Below are 21,459 nucleotides of genomic sequence, written 5' to 3' on the forward strand. Positions count from 1 at the left end.
GCCTCTACGGTCAACCCTTACTTAAGTATCTTTCAAAAATTTGGACGCCAGGGGCTAGTATCCAATTAGCCCCATAGACTATCAACTTACATTCCTAGTCTTAGCATTACACCGAATTACAAAGATGTACTCTCTAGTAAGATCTATTGGGCAGGATAAAATACTATTCAAAGAGTGGAAGAAAAACTGAGGATTTATTTCCAGCAGGAGGAGCTTTAATAAGCGGTTTTTTATGTGAAAAAAGGAATTACAAAAACAAACAAAAAAGCCCCGCACAGCGGGGCTTTTTATATTACTTCAGATTCCTGAAGACTTTGATGTGGTGCCCAGGGCGGGACTTGAACCCGCACGAGCATAGCTCACTACCCCCTCAAGATAGCGTGTCTACCAATTCCACCACCTGGGCAAAAATCTTACTGTTGTTCCTGCGTATCATTTTCCTGATCAGCTGCGGGCTCTGGGGCATCGCTGCTGTCAGCTGGAGCCTGGGGAACATCTCCGGCTTCCAAGTCTGCTTCTAGTTGCGGGATATCGCTTTGGATTTCAGGCAACTCACTTGCCGGTCCAATTTGCTCTACTGCAGCAGGTACTTGCGGCAGATTAGGATCAATGTTGGTATCGGCGTTTTGACGAGCCAAGAAGGCCAGTCCCAAACTGGTGACGAAGAATACCGTCGCCAAAATTGCTGTCAAGCGGGAAAAGAAATTTCCTCCACCTTGACTACCAAAAACAGTCTGAGAGGCACCTGAACCAAAGGAGGCACCGGCCTCTGCACCCTTGCCCTGCTGCATCAAAATCAGGCCAATAATACCCAGTGCAATCAGAACATGTATACCTAAAACAATTTTTTCCATTTTCTGGAAACTCTCTACCAGGGTTGAATCAACCCGTTTTCAGTATTCCCTAATCCGCTCGCTGTATATTAACCAGCAGCGCGGCAAATTGCGGCGAACTCTTTCGCATCTAGCGAAGCACCACCAACAAGGGCACCGTCAATATCAGCCTGCGCAAAGAGTGCGCTGGCATTAGCGGATTTTACACTACCGCCATACAAAATCTGTACTTCGGCACCGGCTTCGCCGAGCTCTGCACGGATAAACCGATGCACGCTCTGTGCCTCTTCCGGTGTCGCAGTTTTACCCGTACCAATAGCCCAGACGGGCTCATAGGCCACTACTGAGTGCTTCCAGGCATCACCTTCAATGATGTCACTCACAGCCTTAAGCTGTGCAGTAATCACGTCAAGGGTACGCTCCTGTTCGCGCTCTTCCAGACTCTCTCCCACACACAGGATAGGAATGAGACCAGCCTCTTGGGCGGCAACATATTTTTTTGCAACCAGCTCACTCGTCTCAGCATAAAGACTGCGACGTTCGGAATGCCCCACTATCACGTAGCGGACATTCCAATCGAGCAACATATCTGCGGAGACCTCACCAGTAAAAGCCCCGCTGGACTCCTGGCTGAGGTTTTGCGCCCCCAGACTAAGAGCACTTTTATCCTCTACTCCCTGAGCGACCAGGGATAGATAAGGAAACGGCGGACATACCACAACTTCTGAGGCTAAGGCTTCCAAGTTGAGATCACTAAAAAAACGTTCGGCAAACGTTTTGCTGCCGTTCATCTTCCAGTTAGCTGCTACCAGCGGTGTTCGCATGTGTGCTCCTTCAAGGGGCGCAAATCTTAGCGATATTGCCGCCAACATACAACCAAAAATATACGAGTTTGTTTTCGCCCCTATCAATAGACATTGAAGGCTATCTTTCCAATCTGGCCTGGAAAAGGATCTAGCTATCCCCAACCCTTTGCACTACGGAGGAGATTTTCTGTGCCAGCTGTTCTACTTGGGTGCTGTCCACACCTTCCACCATAACTCGAATCAGTGGTTCAGTCCCAGAGGGGCGCAATAGTACGCGGCCACTGTCTGCGAGCTGAAGTTCGGCGTCGGCCACTGCCGCAATGACCTCGGGGTGATCGAGTATACCATCACGGCGCCCCAGTCGCACATTAATCATGTGCTGGGGAAGCATTTTCATACGCGCCTTTAGTTGATGTAAGGGCTGCTCAAATTCCGATAGGGCACGCAACACTTGGAGCGCAGCAACAATACCGTCACCAGTCGTGGAAGCATCTGCACAGATAATATGGCCAGAAGACTCCCCACCCAACATCCATTCATTTGCACTCATTTTTTCAAGGACATAGCGATCGCCAACCTTGGCGCGCTCAAATGGGATATTGCGCTCACGCAGGGCCAGCTCAAAACCGTAGTTGCTCATCAGTGTGCCGACGATACCCTTGCAGCCACCGAGGTATTCATGCTGGTGCAGACCGATAATAAAGAGCAACTGGTCGCCATCGACAAGCTCGCCATTGCTGTCCACGAATACAACCCTGTCGCCATCGCCATCGAAAGCGATCCCCAAGTCCGCATCCTGTTCCAGCACCGCGCGCTGTAGCTGCTTAGGGTTGGTGGAGCCGCATTCCAGGTTAATATTCAGTCCGTCGGGGTTCACGCTCAGGGCGGTGACCTCAGCACCGAGTTCGCGGAAAACTTTAGGAGCGACATGATAGGTGGCCCCATTTGCGCAATCCAGAACGATTTTGAGGCCTGATAGGGAGAAGTTCCAGGGGGTGGAGGCCTTACTGAATTCGATATAGCGCGAGGCGGCATCATCAATTCGATAAGCCTTGCCAAGGTTTTTGGCCGCTTCCATCGGCAGATCCAGTGCCGCCTCTATCTCGCGCTCCACCTCGTCTGGGAGCTTGTAACCCTCTGAGCAAAAAAACTTGATGCCATTATCATGAAAAGGATTATGAGAAGCACTGATAACTATTCCCGCGCGAGCGTGGAAAGTGCGCGTCAGGTAGGCAATGGCAGGGGTAGGCATAGGGCCCAGCAAGCCCACATCCACTCCTGCATAGATCAAGCCTGCCTCCAGTGCCGCCTCGAACATATAGCCAGAAACACGGGTGTCCTTGCCAATCAAAATATAGGGGCGACTAGATCGCTTACCCGTTGCCATCTTCCCCAGTACCTTGCCGGTGGCATAACCCAGCCGCAACATAAAATCCGGGGTTATGGCACCCTCCCCAACATGTCCACGAATACCATCAGTGCCAAAGTACTTTCTTTCCATAATTCTTCCTTTCCGTCAGCCAGCCCATCGAGCAGCTCGCTAATTTACCCACGTATAATTTGTCAAATGTCGCCAAGGTGGCCTCAGCCCCCTCAAAAACATACGTGATCTAGAGGGTTACACCTTTATTCACCCACTATTTGCTGCAAGCGCAAAACATCCGCAGTCTCTGCAACATCGTGGACCCGCAGAATCTTTGCCCCCCGCTGGGCCGCCAACATGGCGAGTGCCAGACTGCCAGGCAGTCGCTCACTCACCTCTCTGCCCAACAGGCGACCAATCATGGACTTCCGCGAGAGACCCACCAATATAGGTATATCCAGTGATCTCAGCTGCGATAAATCGCGCAATAGCGCCAGGTTGTGTGCATCCGTCTTTCCGAAACCAAAGCCTGGGTCCACTATCAAACGCCCACGCCCAATCCCCTGAGCCTCACAGGCCTCAATGCGCCCAGCCAGATAGCTGGCGATCTCTGCCACAACCTGTTCATACACAGGGGCACTCTGCATCGTGCCCGGCTGGCCCTGCATATGCATAAGACAAACCGGTAAGCCTGTGAGCGCGGCGGCCTCAAGAGCGCCGTCACGCTCCAACGCACGCACGTCATTGATAAGACCGGCGCCAGATGCAGCCGCCTCACGCATCACGACGGGTGTACTAGTATCAACCGAAACAACGACATCAAGGTTTACACAAATTGCCTCCACAACAGGCATCACCCGATCGAGCTCCTCCTGCTCAGAAACTGGAGAGGCGCCTGGTCGAGTGGACTCGCCCCCCACGTCAATGATTGCAGCGCCTTCGCCGAGCATTTGCTCAGCCCGACGCAGAACCAGCGATAAGTCCAGGCGGCCGCCTTGATAGTAGCTACCACCATCGGAAAAGGAATCCGGCGTGGTATTCAGGACCCCCATTACAATAGGGGAAGAAAGATCCAGGGTGTGTTTTCCACAAATCATTTTCATGGGCAGAGATAAAAAAACGGAATGCCGGATCGGACTGGACTGGAGCCATCCCGACCGGCATTCCGTTTGTTATGACCTTTAAATTTATCGCTATGGATTAGTGTTCGTTTAACGGACCACCAACCGGGCTACTCTTGTCGGCCTCGGTAGAGGCTTCAGAGGTATCAGTCTTGTCCGTTTCACCGGTGGAACTGTTACCGCCAGAGTCAAAATTGTTGTCCTCCCAGTCTTTGGGTTGACGCACCTTGCGGCGGGCCATCAGATCGTCGACCTGTTCGGCATCCAGGGTTTCGTATTCCATGAGGGCATCTTTCATAGCCTCAAGGATATCCCGGTTTTCCTCCAACAATTTACTCGCGCGCTCGTAACAGATGTCAATAATGCGTCGAACTTCCTCATCAATTTCATTGGAAGTTTTACCAGATACCGGATTACCTTGCCCCGGCTGACCGCTGTCATCTTCGCCATAGTGCAGCGGCCCCAATTTTTCCGAGAGGCCCCACTTGGTCACCATGCTTCGCGCCAAATCCGTGGCTCGCTCAATATCATTGGAAGCCCCGGTTGTGACGCCGTCAATACCCAGAGTCATTTCTTCAGCGATACGACCGCCAAACAGAGAGCACAGCTGGGACTCAATGGCTCGTTTGGAGAGGCTGTACTTATCCTCTTCGGGCAGGAACTGTGTGACGCCCAGGGCTCGGCCACGGGGAATGATGGTAACTTTGTGTACTGGATCATGCTCTGGCACCAGGCGACCAATAATCGCATGGCCCGCCTCGTGATAGGCGGTATTCACCTTTTCCTTCTCGTTCATAACCATGGACTTACGCTCGGCGCCCATCATGATCTTATCGCGGGCGCGCTCAAACTCTTCCATAGTCACTGTGCGCCTGTTGGCGCGGGCAGCAAATAGGGCCGCCTCATTTACCAGGTTGGCCAGATCGGCACCGGAGAAGCCAGGGGTACCTCTAGCGATAGTCTGGGCATTCACCTTATCGTCCAGAGGCACTTTGCGCATATGCACTTTGAGAATTTGCTCGCGGCCGCGAATATCTGGCAGACCGACAAATACCTGGCGGTCAAAACGTCCTGGGCGCAATAATGCGTGGTCGAGCACATCCGGGCGGTTAGTCGCGGCGATCACGATCACACCTTCATTACCCTCGAAACCGTCCATCTCAACCAGCAACTGGTTCAGGGTCTGCTCACGCTCATCGTGGCCACCGCCGACACCGGCACCACGATGGCGACCCACCGCATCGATTTCATCGATAAAGATAATGCAGGGGGCCTGCTTCTTGGCCTGGTCGAACATATCCCGCACACGGGAAGCGCCCACACCGACAAACATCTCAACAAAGTCGGAGCCGGAGATAGAGAAGAAAGGCACTTTCGCCTCGCCGGCAATGGCTTTGGCCAGCAGGGTCTTACCGGTACCGGGAGGCCCACACATCAGCACACCACGTGGGATATTGCCCCCCAGGCGCTGGAATTTGGTCGGGTCGCGCAGGAACTCCACCAGCTCCTGCACCTCTTCCTTAGCTTCATCCACACCCGCCACATCGGCAAAAGTGGTTTTAATCTGGTCTTCACCGAGCAGGCGAGCCTTACTCTTACCGAAGGCCATGGGCCCTGAACGGCCACCGGCTCCACCCTGCATCTGACGCATAAAGAACATGAAAACGGCAATAATAATCAGAATCGGGAAGCTCGCCACCAGTAGCTGCTGCCAGATACTGGGAGATTCCGGTTCACGTCCAACAAACTCGGTACCGCTACGCACCAGCTCATTGGTCAGCTCATCGTCGATAATCTGCGGCTGGATAGTTTTGAAACGGTTGCCATCGGCCTTTTCTCCGGTGATCACCAGACCGTCCACAACCACATTTTTCACCTGCCCCGACTGCACATCCTGAACAAAGTCGGAATAGCTGAGAGCCTCATCCCGCGACTGTGGTTTGAAATTCTGAAACACCATCAGCAGCACCGCCGCGATGATCAACCACAGTACAAGGTTTTTTGCCATATCATTCAAAGGGATAGCCCTCTCGCTTTCGCACTCAAAATCCGTTCATTCAGCTGTGCCGACCCCATCCATACCCGATCAATCCAGTATAGAAGTAGGAAGCAACAGCCCTGCCGCCCAACGCTGGTATCGCTTATACCATATCGAGCGCGCCGACTAGAAATACGCCGTAATACCTAACCGCCTTTGAAACCTCTTGCCACCAGATAGACCTCGCGAGAGCGGGGCCTGGAGGCGCCAGGTTTCCGGGTTACAACACTGCTATAGCTACCGCGGAGATCGCGGATCAGCTCGTCGAACCCCTCCCCCTGGAAGACTTTGGCGACAAAGGCACCGCCGGGTTTCAAAACCTGCCGAGCCATATCTACAGCCAGTTCCACCAAGTACATGGAGGCGGGTTGATCAACGTCGCGTATTCCACTCATATTGGGGGCCATATCGGAAATCACAAGGTCTGCCATTCCATCACCGAGGCACTGCAGTAACTCACTGAGCACTGACTCCTCGGTAAAGTCACCTTGCACGAAGTCCACACCGGCCAGGGGGTCCATTGGCAATATGTCAGACGCCAAAACCCGGCCTTTGTGCCCCACCAGTTCCATGGCGACCTGAGACCAGCCCCCTGGAGCCGCGCCCAGGTCGACAACGGTCATGCCCGGCTTGAATAAGCGGTCCTTATTTTGCAGCTCCTGCAGCTTATAGCTCGCACGGGAGCGGTATCCCTCTTTTTGGGACTGTTTGACGTAATGGTCATTAAAATGTTCACGCAGCCAGCGGTGGCTGCTCTTAGATCGGCCCATCGGGTACAATGCCTACAATCACTACAGCTTAATTGTAAGAGCGGCCACGGGCCGCGATCGGGTTTGCCGGACAAATACTGGCGACGATCGCGGCCCGTGGCCGCTCCCACATCGAAATCCACAAAGTGGTAATGGAGTATTGTATGCCTTTAACCGCCGACCGCAAAAAAGCGCTTCGCTCGCTCGGTCACAACCTCAAACCTGTCGTGACCATAGCCGGCAATGGGCTGAGCGAGGGGGTGATGGAAGAACTGAACCGCGCGCTCGAAGACCACGAGCTGATTAAGGTCAAATTAATGATCGCCGACCGCGAAGTCCGCCACCAGATAGTGGGGGAGCTCTGCGAGAAGTCTTCCTCAGAGTTGATCCAGGAAATCGGCAAGATCGCCTTGATATACCGCGCGGCGCAGAAGCCGGATGTTAAGAAGTCTAACTTATTGCGTTGAGACAATAGGGGAGCGGTTTTATACCTCTCCCCTCAGACCAATTCTCAGTCTTGGCCCGCTGGAACACACTTGGCCTCCAGCGCCCAGCGCGGACCATCCGGCAAGCGTACTAACCAGCAGCGCTCGCCTTGCAAAAAGAGCTCAAATTTAATTGGCCGGCCCATATCACGGCCAATTAAACCCATCTGCCGCGGTGTTTTGTCAAAGACAAGCTGGCTACTTTCTAAAAACACATTGGGGCTAAGAGTGATTTCCATCCCTCCCATTGCCTCAGAAACAATACGCTGTATCTCGTTTCGACTCTGAGGCCCCGCCTCGGCAAGCAGCGCTGGCTGCAGCAACCCAACAGAGGGCTGCTGAGCCCCACAGCCACTGGCAATAAAAGCTACGAAAAGTAAGCTGGCCCGACTAAGCACTTTCATACTATTTCCCCATGAGTCGGCTGCTGCGATAAATGGGCTTTGGCACACGCACACCGGATTCCAACGGCTGTTTACTTACGCCGGAGTCGGAAAAGGCTTTTACCTCTAAGTTTCCACACTCTCCCGTTTCGATATAGTTGAGGGCCGTAGCAAAACGGGCTTCATCGGTATCCCCCAAGAAATGCTCAAAGTCGTCCCCTACCTCACAGCCGGGTAAATTCGCACCGCCCATCGGAGTACCACCAGGGAAGAATCCATCGGTGTATTCGCCAAAGCCTTTAGCGTTTGAACCGGCAAACTGAATGGAAAAATAGGTGGTGCCACAATTATCCAGAGGATAGTAACCATAGGGTTTACCACAGGTAGCCCCGCCAATCTGGATTACCTCGATATCAATTCCACGCAATCCATTGATAATAGATTCACTGGCTGAGCAGGTATTTTCACCCGTCAATACAAAAAGGCGCGGCAGGTTCAGTGTTGGCAGCGACTGCCCCTCAAGGGATTTATCCGTAATACCCTGTGCTTTACTATAAAAAGGCACCGGATCAAGCGGCTTTCCCTCAAACGGGTTAATCTCTGGGTGCTTGTCATTGAAACGGGTATATTCAAACGGGCGACCGATACTCGCATCGCCGGCGATCATATAAGCCACTTCAGCGGCCAAATCTAAATAACCACCCCGGTTGTAACGAAGATCCAAAACAAGCTCATCAATATTTTGCGGTGCAAGCCCTTCGATCGCAGTTTTCAGCTGAGCTTCCGCCCTGCCGAGGTGGTCATTAAACAGGATATAGCCCACTTTATGGCCAGAGTTTGTGGTATCAATTTTTACGTATTGTACCGGATCTGAGTTCACCAACTTAGAAACCAGAGTGACTTCCACAGTTTCTGTGGCCCCTAACGGCAACATTTTGAATACATGCGCCTCATTTTCTTCTACGGGCCACATACCATTATTTAAGGTATCGACGTCTTCGCCATAAGCGAGGTCGACACCATCCACACTGATAAGCTCTGCACCACGGGTGAGCCATTCCGGTAATTTATTATCCTCATCGCCCCTCTCATAATCGAGATAGGCAACCACCGCCTTGCGCGGCAATTCATCTCGCTTAGAAAGCAAGCCCCATTGGATTCCGTATCCAATCTGCTTCTCTGTCTGTAATATTTCAGTTGACTCTGCAAAATGGTAACTGTCTTTGGCCTTGCCTGAAGGGGTAATAGCGGTTGTTTTTAGCAGGTCAAAATAAGCCAGGGAGTCAGAATAATCGGCAGGATTCCTATCTTCAATTTCATCGTACCAAAGATAGTACTCATGACTAATTGAGCGCAGCCAGTTGTTCTCATCCTCGCGCGTTCCCAGCTGATCGATATATTCATAGCCGGTACCTGGATTGATGCCTGTTCTTGGCGATACACATCGGCCCATAAAGGTAGTAGACGGCAGAAAATTGCCTTTGACCCAGGTACCCTGAGTTTCTTCTTCTGCAGAAGTATCATCGCCACCCCCGCCACCGCCACCGCCACCGCCACCGCCACCGCCACAAGCCGCAAGGCTAAGCACACCTATTGCAATCAAGCCCTGTTTGGCAATTTCGCGAAAACGGGTCCCCATTCCCAAGCTCCTAAATATTTTTTATTGATAACGATTAAGGCTGGAAGATTATCACTATCGATAGAGGCGGGCGATAGTCAAAGTGAGTTGAAAAGAATATACCCATCAAAAAAGCAAACGGGCCAAAAGTGCTTAACGCCAATCTGGCACAAGCGCCCCAAGCCCGCATCGAAAAACCACCTGACAATTGATCGTCAGGTACTATTATGTTAGTCGCAAACCTTGCCGAGCACTCCCTGTAAACTGTCTTTAGCATCGCCAAACAACATGCGCGCATTTTCCTTATAGAAAAGAGGGTTTGCCACACCAGCATAACCCGAGGCCATGGAACGTTTGAGTACTACTACTCTGCGCGCTTTCCAAACTTCCAACACTGGCATTCCGGCAATTGGCGAGCCCGGTTTCTCTACGGCATCTGGGTTAACCGTGTCATTGGCTCCAATCACCAGTGCCAGATCTGTATCGGGAAAGTCCGGATTGATTTCATCCATTTCCAAAACGATGTCATAGGGTACATTGGCCTCGGCTAGGAGGACATTCATATGACCAGGGAGACGCCCTGCAACAGGGTGAATACCGAAGCGCACCGTTTTACCCATGCTGCGCAAGCGATCGGTCAGATCGCTAACCGCTTGTTGTGCATGGGCAACCGCCATTCCAAAGCCCGGCACAATAATAATGCTATCGGCAGCCTTAAGGTCATCCGCCAGTTCTTGTTGGTCAATCGAAATAACCTCACCGTCTACTTCCTCGTCGGAGACCTCTCCACCATCGGAGCCAAAACCGCCGAGAATAACGCTGATAAAGGAGCGATTCATACCGCGACACATAATGTAGCTAAGGATCGCACCGGAAGAGCCAACCAGGGCGCCCACAACAATAAGCAGGTCGTTACCCAGCATAAATCCGGTTGCCGCCGCAGCCCATCCTGAGTAGCTGTTCAGCATGGAGATCACCACAGGCATATCGGCTCCACCGATAGCAGCCACCAGGTGAATACCGAGTAGTAACGCAATGGCCGTCATCAGCAGTAAATTGAGAACCGTTGCCGCGTTCACTTCCGCAGGTACAAAGAGCACGCCGAGCACGATACAAGCCACGATGGCTGTTAGGTTTAGCCAGTGCCGCGCCGGCAGCATCAACGGCTTCCCGGAGATTACGCCCTGTAATTTACAGAAAGCCACCAGAGAGCCAGTCAGGGTGATTGCCCCGATAAACACCCCAAGATAGATTTCTGTGCTGTGCACAACATGCGCAGCCCCATGCAGATTAATTCGCGGGTCGAGAAAACCTCCCCAGCCAATTAAAACCGCAGCAAGACCAACGAAGCTATGCAGTAGCGCCACCATCTGCGGCATCTGTGTCATGGCCACGCGCTTTGCCAGAGACAGGCCTATCGCAGCCCCGGCCACCATGGCAATGATCACCATCCAATAGGCACCGGTGGTAATACCGGCAATAGTGGCAATTATGGCAACCGCCATACCAACCATGCCGTAGATATTTCCCCTGCGTGCGGTTTCGTGACTGGACAAACCACCCAGACTCAAAATAAACATCACCGCAGAAAAAAGATAAGCCATTGCAATCATACCGTTCATCACTTATCTCCTTCCTTATCGACGAAACATTTTGAGCATTCGGTAGGTAACAAAAAAACCACCGAAAATATTGATACTGGCTACCAACACACCAACAAAAGCGAGCAATGTAACCAACCCCGATCCGGTCGCTCCCAGTTGCAATAATGCCCCCACCACTACAATCCCGGAAATGGCATTAGTAACGCTCATTAATGGCGTATGCAGCGCATGCGTGACATTCCAAACCACCTGCCAGCCGACAAAAATTGCCAACACAAAAACCGTGAAGTGGGAGACAAAATCCGGGGGAGCTACTTTGCCAAACCATAGAAGTAAGATCGCTGCAACCGCCCAAAATGTAAAAATGGCCAGGGGGGATTTTTTATTTTTCTTCTCTTTCTCAACCTTGAGCTTAGGTTCCTCAATTGCTTTACTCGGTTTTTTAGCCTGGGCAGAAACCTTAGGCGCGGGAGGTGGCCAGGTGATTTCCCCAGATTTTACCACTGTTGCGCCGCGGATCACCTCATCATCAAAGTTCAGGTCGATCTCACCGTCTTTTTCAGGGGTGAGCTCACTGAGCAGGTGAGCCAGATTTGTAGAGTATAATCTCGAGGATTGCGTAGCAGCACGGCTGGGTAAATTGGTATATCCAATAATAGTCACATCACTGCGTTCGGCTTTCTTGTGGGGTTCGGTATAGTCACAGTTCCCCCCCATTTCTGCCGCCAAATCCACCACAACAGAACCCGGCGCCATGCTGTCCACCATATCGGCCAGCCAGAGCTTTGGCGCAGGTTTTCCGGGTATCAGGGCCGTGGTAATCACAATATCCACATCTTTGGCCTGTTCCCGGAACAGGGCCATTTCCGCGTCGATAAATTCCTTGGACATTTCTTTGGCGTAACCGCCAGAACCCGAGCCCTCCTCCTCCACCTGTACCGTGAGGAATTCCGCTCCCATGGACTCTACCTGTTCACGCACTTCGGCACGGGTATCAAAGGCCCGTACTATGGCCCCCATACTTTTTGCCGTACCAATTGCAGAGAGGCCCGCAACACCCGCGCCAATAACCAAGACTTTGGCGGGAGGAATTTTCCCGGCGGCCGTAATCTGCCCTGTGAAAAAACGACCAAAGTTGTGCGCGGCTTCGATCACCGCACGGTAGCCGGCAATATTGGCCATGGAGCTGAGTGCATCCATTTTTTGGGCACGGGAAATTCTGGGGATAGACTCAACCGCTAGGGCGTTAATATTTTTCCCTGCCAGCTTTTGCAGGAGTTCAGCATTTTGCGCGGGTTTTAAAAAGGTAATTAGCGTTGCGCCACTGGGTATCAATGCTAACTCTTCATCCGATGGCGGCTGTACTTTTAGTACAACATCCGCCCCCGTGAGACAGGTCGTTATATTCTCGCGAATTTCAGCTCCGGCTTGCTGATAGAGTTCATCGCTGAAGCTAGCCTTAGTACCGGCTCCCCTCTCCAAAACAATAGAAAAGCCCAAATCAAGTAAACGCTTGACGCTATCTGGAGTCGCCGCAACACGCGCCTCTCCTTCCGCAGTCTCTCTCGGTATGGCTATTATCACCGCCGTGCCCCTCATCGTTAATATTATGAATTTACAACTACATCTACCTCAAAAAGGATTCGATTGCCCAATATATAAACAGCCCGAGTGTAAACGCCGAAAACGTGGATTGAAAGGGAAGTTACTTAATAGCCACAATTGGTGAAATTTATAAGGCTATAAATAAGATTTATTAGCCTTAGGAGAAGCTGTTCAAATGGAGGGGTACTAACTTTCAAGTATTAGCGTCTCTAGGCCGCACTGACTTTTCTACTTTAGCTGGCCACCTAACCCTGGGGAAGATAGGTCAATCTACGGGATATCGCTACGGATACTATATCCTTGCGCCCGGACAAACCGTGAACGTAACTGTAATCCGGTTAACCGCCTAAACACTATCCCTACTCTAAAAGGCTTTATCTGCGTATTTTGGACCCCTGAGGTCATGGGAACGCCGGCATAACGATTGATATCTATTTCAAGCCACTACGCTTTTATCCGGATATACACTCTATTCAATTTTTCAACCAACATTCATACAACGCCAACCCCTTATCAATCAGCATTTCTTTAAACCACTCTTTCAGAAGATCTGCATCTTAAAAAATCTAAAAGTGGTAGGACTAGCTTGCTGTAAATATTGATTTAGCGTGCATCTATTATTGCCACCAGCCGCTCAATACACAGCAGCCAAAAGCCTTACAAGAACCAGTCTCTTGTACTAAAAAAGCAATAGACGCAAAATAGCGCACTCAGAAATAACAGGAAGTTCTTTATCACACCTCATGGAAATAGAAAAATTTATTTTATTTTGCTTTTCCTGCACTTTTGGCACAAGTATTGATTGGCACTAGATGAACAGTATTTAAAACTGGAAACGAGTGCCTTTTAAGCCGTGACAAATACACCCCCCGCAATCATGTTGGTTGACGACAACCACGAACGCGCCCATCTGGTTTGCGAGCGTTTGCGCGCTGCCGGATACACCGTTGTCGCACAAATTAACAGTGCCGAGGGACTTCTTTTTCAAGTGGAAAAGTATCGCCCCGATGTCGTTCTGATCGATATCGAATCTCCCGACAGGGATATCCTGGAAAGCCTCGCCATCGTCAACCGGGAGGCTCCGACACCAGTGGCCATGTTCTCCAGTCGCAGTAATGCTGACTTTATAGGTCGCGCACTGGATTCCGGGGTCAGCGCCTACATGGCAGAGGGCATTACTCCAGAGCGGGTAACCCCAGCCATAGAAATTGCCATGGCACAATTTCGAAACTTTCAACAACTGCGCCAATCCCTTGAAAGAACCAAGCAACAACTTACCGAACGCAAAATGATTGAGCGAGCCAAAGGTTTGCTGATGGCCAAGAGAAATCTCACGGAAGAACAAGCCCATAAAACCCTGCGCAACCTTGCCATGAGCAGCAATGCCACTATGCGCACAGTGGCTGAACAGCTTATTCACTATTTCCAAAGCGAGCATTGAATTACTGATGTCACCCTTACTGTGTCCGGAAAAAAAATTGATCAAGCTTTTGTATTTGCGCCTAACAGACAGTGCCCCACTTATCGTTGCCAAGGAAAAAGGGTACTTTCACCAAGTTGGTCTCGAAGTGCAGCTGCAGAGGGAGACTTCATGGGCAACCCTGCGCGACAAACTGATTGGCGGCAAAGCAGACGCAGCAGCCATGCTGGCTCCAATGCCGCTGACCTTGCAGCAAGCCCTACCGAACTGCCAGGAACAACTTATCAGCGGCCTGATACTTAGCTGCAATGGCAATGCCATTACTCTGTCAACGGATCTCCACCAACGTTTGCTGCATTATGGTGCAGGCGAGAGACAAAGCGATATTGCCAAATCACTCAAAGTCTATTTAAGAGAAAACCCGAAATCGGCGCCGGTGAGGCTGGCTACGGTCTACCCCTTCTCCAGTCATGCCCTGCAGCTGCGTCACTGGTTACGCTCTGCAGACATCAATCCCGATCAGGAAATACAACTTGTCATACTGCCCCCCGAGCAGATGCTGGAGAACCTCTACAGCGGAATGATTGATGGTTACTGCGTTGGCGAACCGTGGAATACACTCGCTGCACATAAGGGTAGCGGCGTTGTGATTACAGCCTGCAATACCCTTTTACCGGCGATGCCGGAAAAAGTTCTGGCAGTCACTGAGCGTTGGCATACAGCCAATCCAGTCAGCCACTTGGCCTTACGCAGTGCATTATTACAGGCCTGTACCTGGTTGGCGGCACGGGAGAACCGCCATGAAGCTGCAGGATTATTGGCACAACAGCAATATCTGGATTTGCCAGAATTCCTTTTACAGCGCTCACTAAATGATCAGATGCTATACCGTCAAAATGCCGAAATCATTGCCAATCCTGGCTGGCACCTGTTTGCCCATAGTGATAATGACAACGGGCGCCCCTGTGAGGAAAAAGCTAAACAGCTGATTGAAATGTGCAGTAGCTTTAGCGAAACGACTCCAGCCAACAGCCGAAATTTTAGATCCGATCTCTACCGCCAGACAGTAGACTTTCTCAGCGTAAATAAATAATGGCACATTAATTGAATGGAAATATTTCGATGATGCAATGGCCTGCTACCAGGCACATTAGTACAGTCAATCGATCTTTCACCGACGATACCGGGCAACGAAGTCCATTGATTGCGGCCGCACAGCCGCGGCAGTGGGCTTTTTTTTGTGCCTGCCGGGATTACAAATAAAGGAAATGCGCATGTCCAGTGAATCACTCAATCTGTTTTCTTTTCGGGGAAGGATAAAAATCCTTCACCTAACCTGGGTAGCTTTCTTCATTACATTTTTCGCCTGGTTCAACCACGCACCATTGTTAATGGCCATATCGAAGAGCCTCTCCCTCACCTCTGATCAGGTGAAAACCCTGCTTATTTTGAATGTGGCCCTAACCATTCCCGCGCGCATTGTGATCGGGATGCTCACGGACAAATATGGACCCAGGCTTACCTACTCCCTGCTGCTCGCCATCGGCAGTATACCCTGTTTTATTTTTGCCCTGGCAGACAACTTTATGCAGGCCGCCGTCGGCCGCTTCCTACTCGGCTTTATTGGTGCGGGCTTTGTTGTAGGTATTCGCATGGTTTCAGAATGGTTCCCCGCACGCCAACTGGGTACCGCCGAAGGTATTTATGGCGGCTGGGGAAATTTTGGCTCCGCCGCTGCCGCTATGTCTCTGCCCACCATTGCACTGTTTTTTGGCGGTGACGACGGCTGGCGCTACGCAATTGGTATCACCGGAGTGATCGCACTGGTATACAGTGTGATTTACTACCTGTCTGTTACCGATACCCCCAAGGGCTCCACTTATTTCAAGCCCAAAAAGATTGGCGCGATGGAGGTGACCAGCACTGGAGATTTTATTTTATTGCTGATTATGAAGGTGCCCATGTATGCGGCTCTGGCACTGTTGACCTGGAAACTATCAAGTGGTGTTGCCATGATTTCCAGTCTCAGCGCCACATTGATTTACTGTGGGCTCGGCTTACTTTACCTGCTGGATACTCGCAAAACTTATAGTATTAATCGCGATATCTTTAGCAATCCGCCGGCACCTGTGCATCGCTATAAGTTCAAACAGGTAGCCGTACTCAATCTTCTGTATTTTGCTACCTTCGGCTCTGAACTCGCCGTAGTCTCCATGCTCCCACTGTTTTTCTCAGAAACCTTTACCTTGGATCCTGTAAAAGCCGGACTGCTCGCCTCGGCCTATGCGTTTATGAACTTGATGTCCCGCCCAGCGGGTGGCCTGATCAGTGATCGCTGGGGACGCAAACCCACCCTGTTGGTCTTAACGGCAGGCCTGGCTCTGGGTTATTTCACTATGAGCCTGATCGATGCCGAATGGCCTCTCTACTTGGCGGTAGCCGCCGCTATGGCCTGCTCCTTCTTTGTGCAGGCCGGTGAAGGGGCTGTATTTGCTGTGGTTCCTCTGATCAAGCGCCGCCTCACCGGACAAATCGCGGGTATGACTGGTGCTTATGGCAATGTCGGTGCGGTTTTTTATCTCACCATCTTGAGCCTGGTCTCCTATCAGATATTTTTTCTGGTCATCTGCGTCACTGCACTGCTTGGCTTTGGCGCACTGTTGCTGCTGGAAGAACCCGAAGGTCAAATGGCCGAAGTCCATCCCGATGGCAGCGTATCTATGATTGATGTCGCCTGATAAAGAGCTGGACACCGTAATTCCGGTGAGTGCATACAAACTCTCAGGGATTAACGCAAACCCGCAGAGTGATAAAATCGATGCTCTGCAGGTTTTCATCGCCACTTGTGCCGGCCACCGCCGGCACAATGACGATGCCTGTGCAGTGCGCTTGCCCGAGGGAAGCACGTTACAGCGCCATGGTAGCCTCACCGCACTAGCCGATGGTGTCGCCAGTGCCGAAGCTGGGGGCGAAGCCGCTCGCGCAGCAATCAACGGTTTTTTCTGCGACTATTACAGCACCCCGGAGACCTGGTCCACCCGGCACGCGGTCGCGCGGGTACTGCACTCGCTCAACAATTGGCTATATCGGCAGAGTGGCGGCAGTGTCGAAATTCAGCGGGGTTGGCTGACCACCTTTTCAGCCATTATTTTTAAGGGTGCCAGTGCCCACTTGGTTCATATTGGGGATTCACGGATTTACCGCTTGCGCGCGGGCAAGTTGGAGTGTCTCAGTCGTGATCACAGCCACCGTCTGGCCCCAGGGCGTACCTTTCTCAGTCGCGCGTTGGGTATGGATGCCCACATTGATGTGGACTACCGCTGTGAGGCATTGGAGCCTGGCGATATTTATTTACTCACAAGTGACGGCATCCACGACTTTTTGCCGGACACTTCCATTCAAGAACGACTGCTCGAATTTGGCGAAAGCACGCCGCAACAACTAATTGACACAGCCCTGCGAGCCGGCTCCAGCGACAATCTGAGTGCGGTGGTTACCAGGGTCAATGCCATCGGATCGCCCCGGTGCGACGAATTGGCAATGCACAACCGCGAACTCCCTTTCGCACCCGATTTGCGCCCTGGCCAGAAGCTCGATGGTTTTCTTATTTTGCAGGAGCTTTACGCCAGTAATCGCAGCCACCTGTATCTGGCTCGGGACCAAAAAACCGGCGAGCTGCGCGCAATCAAAACGCCCTCGGTAAATTACTGCGATGATCCTCACTATATCGAGCGGTTTATCGCCGAAGAGTGGACCGGCAGGCGGGTTAACCACCCGGGTATTATCAAGCTATACCCTCCCAAGGTCGGGCGAAGTAGCCTGTATCATGTTCTCGAATACGTTGAAGGGCAGACTCTACGGCAGTGGATGCAACTCAATCCTCAAGCACAGATTCCCCAGGTGCGAACTTTACTGGCCCAGCTCATTAGCGCCCTGCGTAGTCTGCAGCGTTTAGAGATTATCCACGGCGATCTCAAGCCGGAAAACATTATGATGCGCAGGGATGGCCGCTTAGTGGTTGTTGACCTCGGCGGTGTCGATTGTCCCGGCCTGAGGGAGCAGTTGTTGTTCTCCGACCCTAGTGTTCCAGGTAGTAAAAACTATGCGGCTCCGGAGTTCTTTTTTGGCGATAGCCCCAGCCACCGGTCGGATATTTTTTCGGTGGGCGTTATCGCCTATGAGTTACTGACCGGAAGCTACCCCTATCCGGAACGACTCGGCAGCCTACACTACCACTTAAAAAGTTACCAACACCTGCGCTTTATGAAAGCAAGTTCTCACAGAGAGGATATTCCCTTCTGGATTGACGGCGCCTTGCAAAAAGCTTGCGCCCCCAACCCTAAACAGCGCTACAGTAGCCTATCGGAATTTATCCGGGATTTAGAAGTCCCCAATTCAGACTTCAAATCGCCAAAGGGCCGCCCTTTACTGGAAAAAAACCCTCTTTTATTCTGGCAGCTGCTGGTCTTAGTCCTGCTGTTTTCCCACTTGCTGTATTTTTTCTAGAGACCTCAATGGCAGCAACCTCTCGGGTTACCCCATTCACTCATCTTTTCTCAACTGATAATCCACAGAATTTTATTAAGCACTAAGAAAGCGCATAATTTTTATTTTCCGCACCAAAATATCCCAGAAATTGTGGACAATAGAAGTAGATAGGCGCCATTCCGAGGTAATTTTTTTGGCATGAAGATTGAATACTCTTAATTACCAACAAAATTCTCCCCCAAGGCAACGGCGCCTGTACTCTTCGGCAGAAGAGGAGGCGCCCCTGCCATATCCTGTGGCCCTCCTCCTGCCGGAAAAAATGATTTTAGACGGCAGGAATATCAATGGCGGACACTACAAAAAAGCAAAAGCTGGTTGTGATTGGTAACGGCATGGTCGGTCACCACTTTCTTGAACAGCTGGTAGAGAATAAAGGAACCAGCCGTTTTGAGGTAACCGTCTACTGTGCAGAATCCAGACCCGCTTATGACCGAGTGCACTTGTCCGAGTACTTTTCTGGACGCACAGCAGATGATTTGGCGATGGGCCATATTGAGCAGTATCGAAGCTGGGGTTTTGAACTGCGGCTCAATGACCGAGTTGTGGCTATCGACCGAGATGCGCAAACCGTTACGACCGAAAGCGGTGCCGTAGGGCTCTACGATCAGCTAATACTCGCCACCGGCTCCTACCCTTTTGTCCCCCCTATTCCCGGCCATCAGCACGAACTCTGCTTTGTCTATCGCACCCTCGAAGACTTGGATGCGATTCGCGCGGCAGCCTCCACGGCGAAAAGTGGTGTCGTTATCGGTGGAGGCTTACTTGGTCTCGAAGCCGCGAATGCCCTGAGAGCCCTTGGCCTCGAGGCCCATGTAGTGGAGTTTGCTCCCGGATTAATGTCGGCGCAACTGGATGAAGGTGGCTCGAATCTTCTGCGCAAAAAAATTGAAACTCTGGGTGTTACTGTGCATACCAGCACGGCCACTGAATTGATCGCTGAGGCTGATGGGCGCTTGCGTATGCAATTTAAAGGCGGGGCCGAACTTTGCACCGATATGATTGTTTTTTCTGCGGGCATTCGTCCCCAAGACCAACTGGCCAAGTCCTCTGGTCTGCAGGTTGGCGAGCGCGGAGGCATCATAATCGACAACAGCTGCCGCACAACGGATCCCAATATTTTTGCCATCGGTGAGTGCGCCCTTTATGAAGGACGGATCTTTGGTCTGGTGGCTCCGGGCTATAGCATGGCTCGCACTGCAGTCGCACAGCTCACGGGTGCCGAGGTATTTTTTACTGGTGCTGACATGAGCACTAAATTAAAACTGCTCGGTGTCCAGGTTGGCTCAATCGGCGATGCACACGGGCGCAGTGAAGGCTCTGCCGCAATCACTTTTGTCGACGAGCAGGGCGGTATTTACAAGCGTATGATCACCGATGCGAACGGCAAAAAACTGCTGGGCGCGGTACTGGTGGGCGATACAGGGGACTACGACACCCTACTGCAATACCACCTCAATGATCTCGATCTACCCGAACACCCGGAACAACTCATTCTTCCCTCAAACGACGGTGCGGCATCACCGCTCGGCGCCTCAGCTTTACCAGCCGCAGCCACCGTATGTTCCTGTTACAACGTCAGTAAGGGTCGAATTATCGAAGTTGTCCAGAACGGTTGCCATACCCTGGCAGAGGTCAAAGATGTGACCAAGGCCTCCACCGGCTGTGGGGGCTGCGCCGCACTGCTAAAAAATATTGTCGATGATGAACTGGCGGCACTGGGGATGGAGGTGAACAACCACCTATGTGCGCATTTCCCCTTTAATCGACAGGAGTTATTTCACATTATTCAGGTCGAGGAAATCAAAACCTTCAGCGACCTCCTCCAGAAACACGGCAGCGGTCAGGGCTGTGAGGTGTGTAAACCCACCGCAGCTTCCATCTTCGCCTCCTTGTGGAATGAACATATTCTGGAGCAGTCCCACGTTGGTCTACAGGATACCAATGACACTTTTATGGCAAATATGCAGAAAAATGGCAGCTACTCGGTCGTGCCGCGTATTCCCGGTGGCGAGATCACCCCGGAAAAACTGATCGTAATCGGTGACGTAGCCAAACGCTACGACCTCTACACCAAAATTACTGGCGGTCAACGGATCGATTTATTTGGTGCTCGCCTGGAACAATTACCGGAAATCTGGCGCGAACTCATTGATGCCGGCTTTGAAACCGGCCATGCCTATGGAAAATCTCTGCGTACCGTCAAATCCTGTGTCGGCAGCACCTGGTGTCGTTTCGGAGTACAAGACAGCGTCGCCATGGCACTACACGTCGAGAACCGCTACAAGGGTTTACGCTCTCCACACAAAATAAAAATGGCCGTTTCCGGATGTACCCGCGAGTGCGCCGAAGCGCAGAGCAAAGACGTGGGCATTATCGCCACAGAAAAGGGTTGGAATTTGTTTGTCGGCGGCAATGGCGGCATGCGGCCACGCCATGCCGATTTATTTGCTACCGACCTGGATGATGAAACCCTGATTCGTTATATCGATCGTTTCCTGATGTTCTATGTGCGCACCGCAGATAAATTACAACGCACCTCAGTCTGGTTGGAAAGTTTGGAGGGCGGACTTGATTATCTGCGCGACGTTATTGTTGATGACAAGCTGAGCATTTGTACGGAATTGGAAACACAGATGGAACGTGTGGTCGATAGCTATCAATGTGAATGGAAGTCAGCCATCAACGATCCGGAAAAACTAAAACGTTTCCGCCAATTTGTTAACAGTAGCGAAAGCGATGACAAAATTATTTTTGTTAAGGAACGCGGCCAGCCTCGTCCGGCCACGGTTGAGGAAATAGTAGAGACAGCAGAATCCGCATAGAAGTGTGCAGTGATCTACCTGCACCTCTAATTTATGAAAATTTAATTTCAATTACTTTTTTATC

At 51.5% G+C, this 21,459-nt stretch carries 16 protein-coding genes and 1 tRNA gene; 6 read left to right on the forward strand and 11 right to left on the reverse strand.

The annotated features are described in order from the left end of the window. Nucleotides 1–320 precede the first annotated feature (320 nt). The 7 genes from Q1A69_RS00285 to rlmE form a co-directional block, all read right to left on the reverse strand. Nucleotides 321–406 (reverse strand) — tRNA-Leu (locus Q1A69_RS00285). Between the two features lie 7 nt (nucleotides 407–413). Continuing rightward, complete coding sequence (gene secG, locus Q1A69_RS00290; protein WP_299579324.1) at nucleotides 414–854, reverse strand: preprotein translocase subunit SecG; 441 nt, start codon at nucleotides 852–854, stop codon at nucleotides 414–416. 68 nt (nucleotides 855–922) lie between these two features. Further along, entirely contained in the window at nucleotides 923–1,657 is a 735-nt protein-coding gene (gene tpiA / locus Q1A69_RS00295) for a triose-phosphate isomerase (protein WP_299579327.1), read from the reverse strand. Between the two features lie 130 nt (nucleotides 1,658–1,787). Then, nucleotides 1,788–3,140, reverse strand: coding sequence for a phosphoglucosamine mutase (gene glmM, locus Q1A69_RS00300; protein WP_299579330.1), 1,353 nt, complete (start codon nucleotides 3,138–3,140; stop codon nucleotides 1,788–1,790). Nucleotides 3,141–3,265: 125 nt separating this feature from the next. Next, on the reverse strand, nucleotides 3,266–4,105 hold the full coding sequence (gene folP, locus Q1A69_RS00305; protein WP_299579333.1) for a dihydropteroate synthase: 840 nt from the start codon (nucleotides 4,103–4,105) through the stop codon (nucleotides 3,266–3,268). Nucleotides 4,106–4,202: 97 nt separating this feature from the next. Beyond that, on the reverse strand, nucleotides 4,203–6,131 hold the full coding sequence (gene ftsH / locus Q1A69_RS00310) for an ATP-dependent zinc metalloprotease FtsH (protein ID WP_299579336.1): 1,929 nt from the start codon (nucleotides 6,129–6,131) through the stop codon (nucleotides 4,203–4,205). Nucleotides 6,132–6,307: 176 nt separating this feature from the next. Beyond that, entirely contained in the window at nucleotides 6,308–6,931 is a 624-nt protein-coding gene (gene rlmE / locus Q1A69_RS00315) for a 23S rRNA (uridine(2552)-2'-O)-methyltransferase RlmE (protein ID WP_299579338.1), read from the reverse strand. Between the two features lie 143 nt (nucleotides 6,932–7,074). Between rlmE and yhbY the strand changes: the two genes are divergently transcribed. Beyond that, nucleotides 7,075–7,377, forward strand: coding sequence for a ribosome assembly RNA-binding protein YhbY (yhbY, locus tag Q1A69_RS00320; protein ID WP_299579341.1), 303 nt, complete (start codon nucleotides 7,075–7,077; stop codon nucleotides 7,375–7,377). A gap of 44 nt (nucleotides 7,378–7,421) precedes the next feature. On the opposite strand, the gene Q1A69_RS00325 is transcribed toward yhbY, so the two are convergent. The 4 genes from Q1A69_RS00325 to Q1A69_RS00340 form a co-directional block, all read right to left on the reverse strand. After that, nucleotides 7,422–7,799, reverse strand: a complete 378-nt coding sequence (locus tag Q1A69_RS00325) for a hypothetical protein (protein WP_299579344.1) — start codon at nucleotides 7,797–7,799, stop codon at nucleotides 7,422–7,424. A gap of 1 nt (nucleotide 7,800) precedes the next feature. Next, on the reverse strand, nucleotides 7,801–9,417 hold the full coding sequence (locus tag Q1A69_RS00330; protein WP_299579347.1) for a S41 family peptidase: 1,617 nt from the start codon (nucleotides 9,415–9,417) through the stop codon (nucleotides 7,801–7,803). A 209-nt stretch (nucleotides 9,418–9,626) separates the two neighbouring features. After that, entirely contained in the window at nucleotides 9,627–11,018 is a 1,392-nt protein-coding gene (gene pntB, locus Q1A69_RS00335) for a Re/Si-specific NAD(P)(+) transhydrogenase subunit beta (RefSeq protein ID WP_366525533.1), read from the reverse strand. 15 nt (nucleotides 11,019–11,033) lie between these two features. Further along, nucleotides 11,034–12,599 carry a Re/Si-specific NAD(P)(+) transhydrogenase subunit alpha gene (locus Q1A69_RS00340; RefSeq protein ID WP_299579353.1) on the reverse strand — a complete coding sequence of 522 codons (1,566 nt, stop codon included), beginning with the start codon at nucleotides 12,597–12,599 and terminating at the stop codon, nucleotides 11,034–11,036. Nucleotides 12,600–13,458: 859 nt separating this feature from the next. Between Q1A69_RS00340 and Q1A69_RS00345 the strand changes: the two genes are divergently transcribed. The 5 genes from Q1A69_RS00345 to nirB all read left to right on the forward strand — a co-directional run bounded on the left by Q1A69_RS00345 (nucleotide 13,459) and on the right by nirB (nucleotide 21,395). Beyond that, complete coding sequence (locus tag Q1A69_RS00345) at nucleotides 13,459–14,046, forward strand: ANTAR domain-containing protein (protein ID WP_299579356.1); 588 nt, start codon at nucleotides 13,459–13,461, stop codon at nucleotides 14,044–14,046. A 37-nt stretch (nucleotides 14,047–14,083) separates the two neighbouring features. After that, the gene (locus Q1A69_RS00350) at nucleotides 14,084–15,118 is read left to right on the forward strand and encodes a CmpA/NrtA family ABC transporter substrate-binding protein (protein ID WP_299579359.1); all 1,035 of its coding nucleotides are present in this window, start codon (nucleotides 14,084–14,086) and stop codon (nucleotides 15,116–15,118) included. A gap of 181 nt (nucleotides 15,119–15,299) precedes the next feature. Further along, nucleotides 15,300–16,763, forward strand: coding sequence for a NarK family nitrate/nitrite MFS transporter (locus Q1A69_RS00355; protein WP_299579362.1), 1,464 nt, complete (start codon nucleotides 15,300–15,302; stop codon nucleotides 16,761–16,763). Continuing rightward, entirely contained in the window at nucleotides 16,753–18,531 is a 1,779-nt protein-coding gene (locus Q1A69_RS00360; RefSeq protein ID WP_299579365.1) for a bifunctional protein-serine/threonine kinase/phosphatase, read from the forward strand. Before Q1A69_RS00355 ends, Q1A69_RS00360 begins: the two co-directional genes overlap by 11 nt. 326 nt (nucleotides 18,532–18,857) lie before the next feature. Then, the gene (nirB, locus tag Q1A69_RS00365; protein ID WP_299579368.1) at nucleotides 18,858–21,395 is read left to right on the forward strand and encodes a nitrite reductase large subunit NirB; all 2,538 of its coding nucleotides are present in this window, start codon (nucleotides 18,858–18,860) and stop codon (nucleotides 21,393–21,395) included. Nucleotides 21,396–21,459 lie beyond the last annotated feature (64 nt).

It is taken from the genome of uncultured Microbulbifer sp. (assembly GCF_947498635.1).
In the GTDB taxonomy this organism is placed as follows: Bacteria; Pseudomonadota; Gammaproteobacteria; order Pseudomonadales; family Cellvibrionaceae; genus Microbulbifer; species Microbulbifer echini.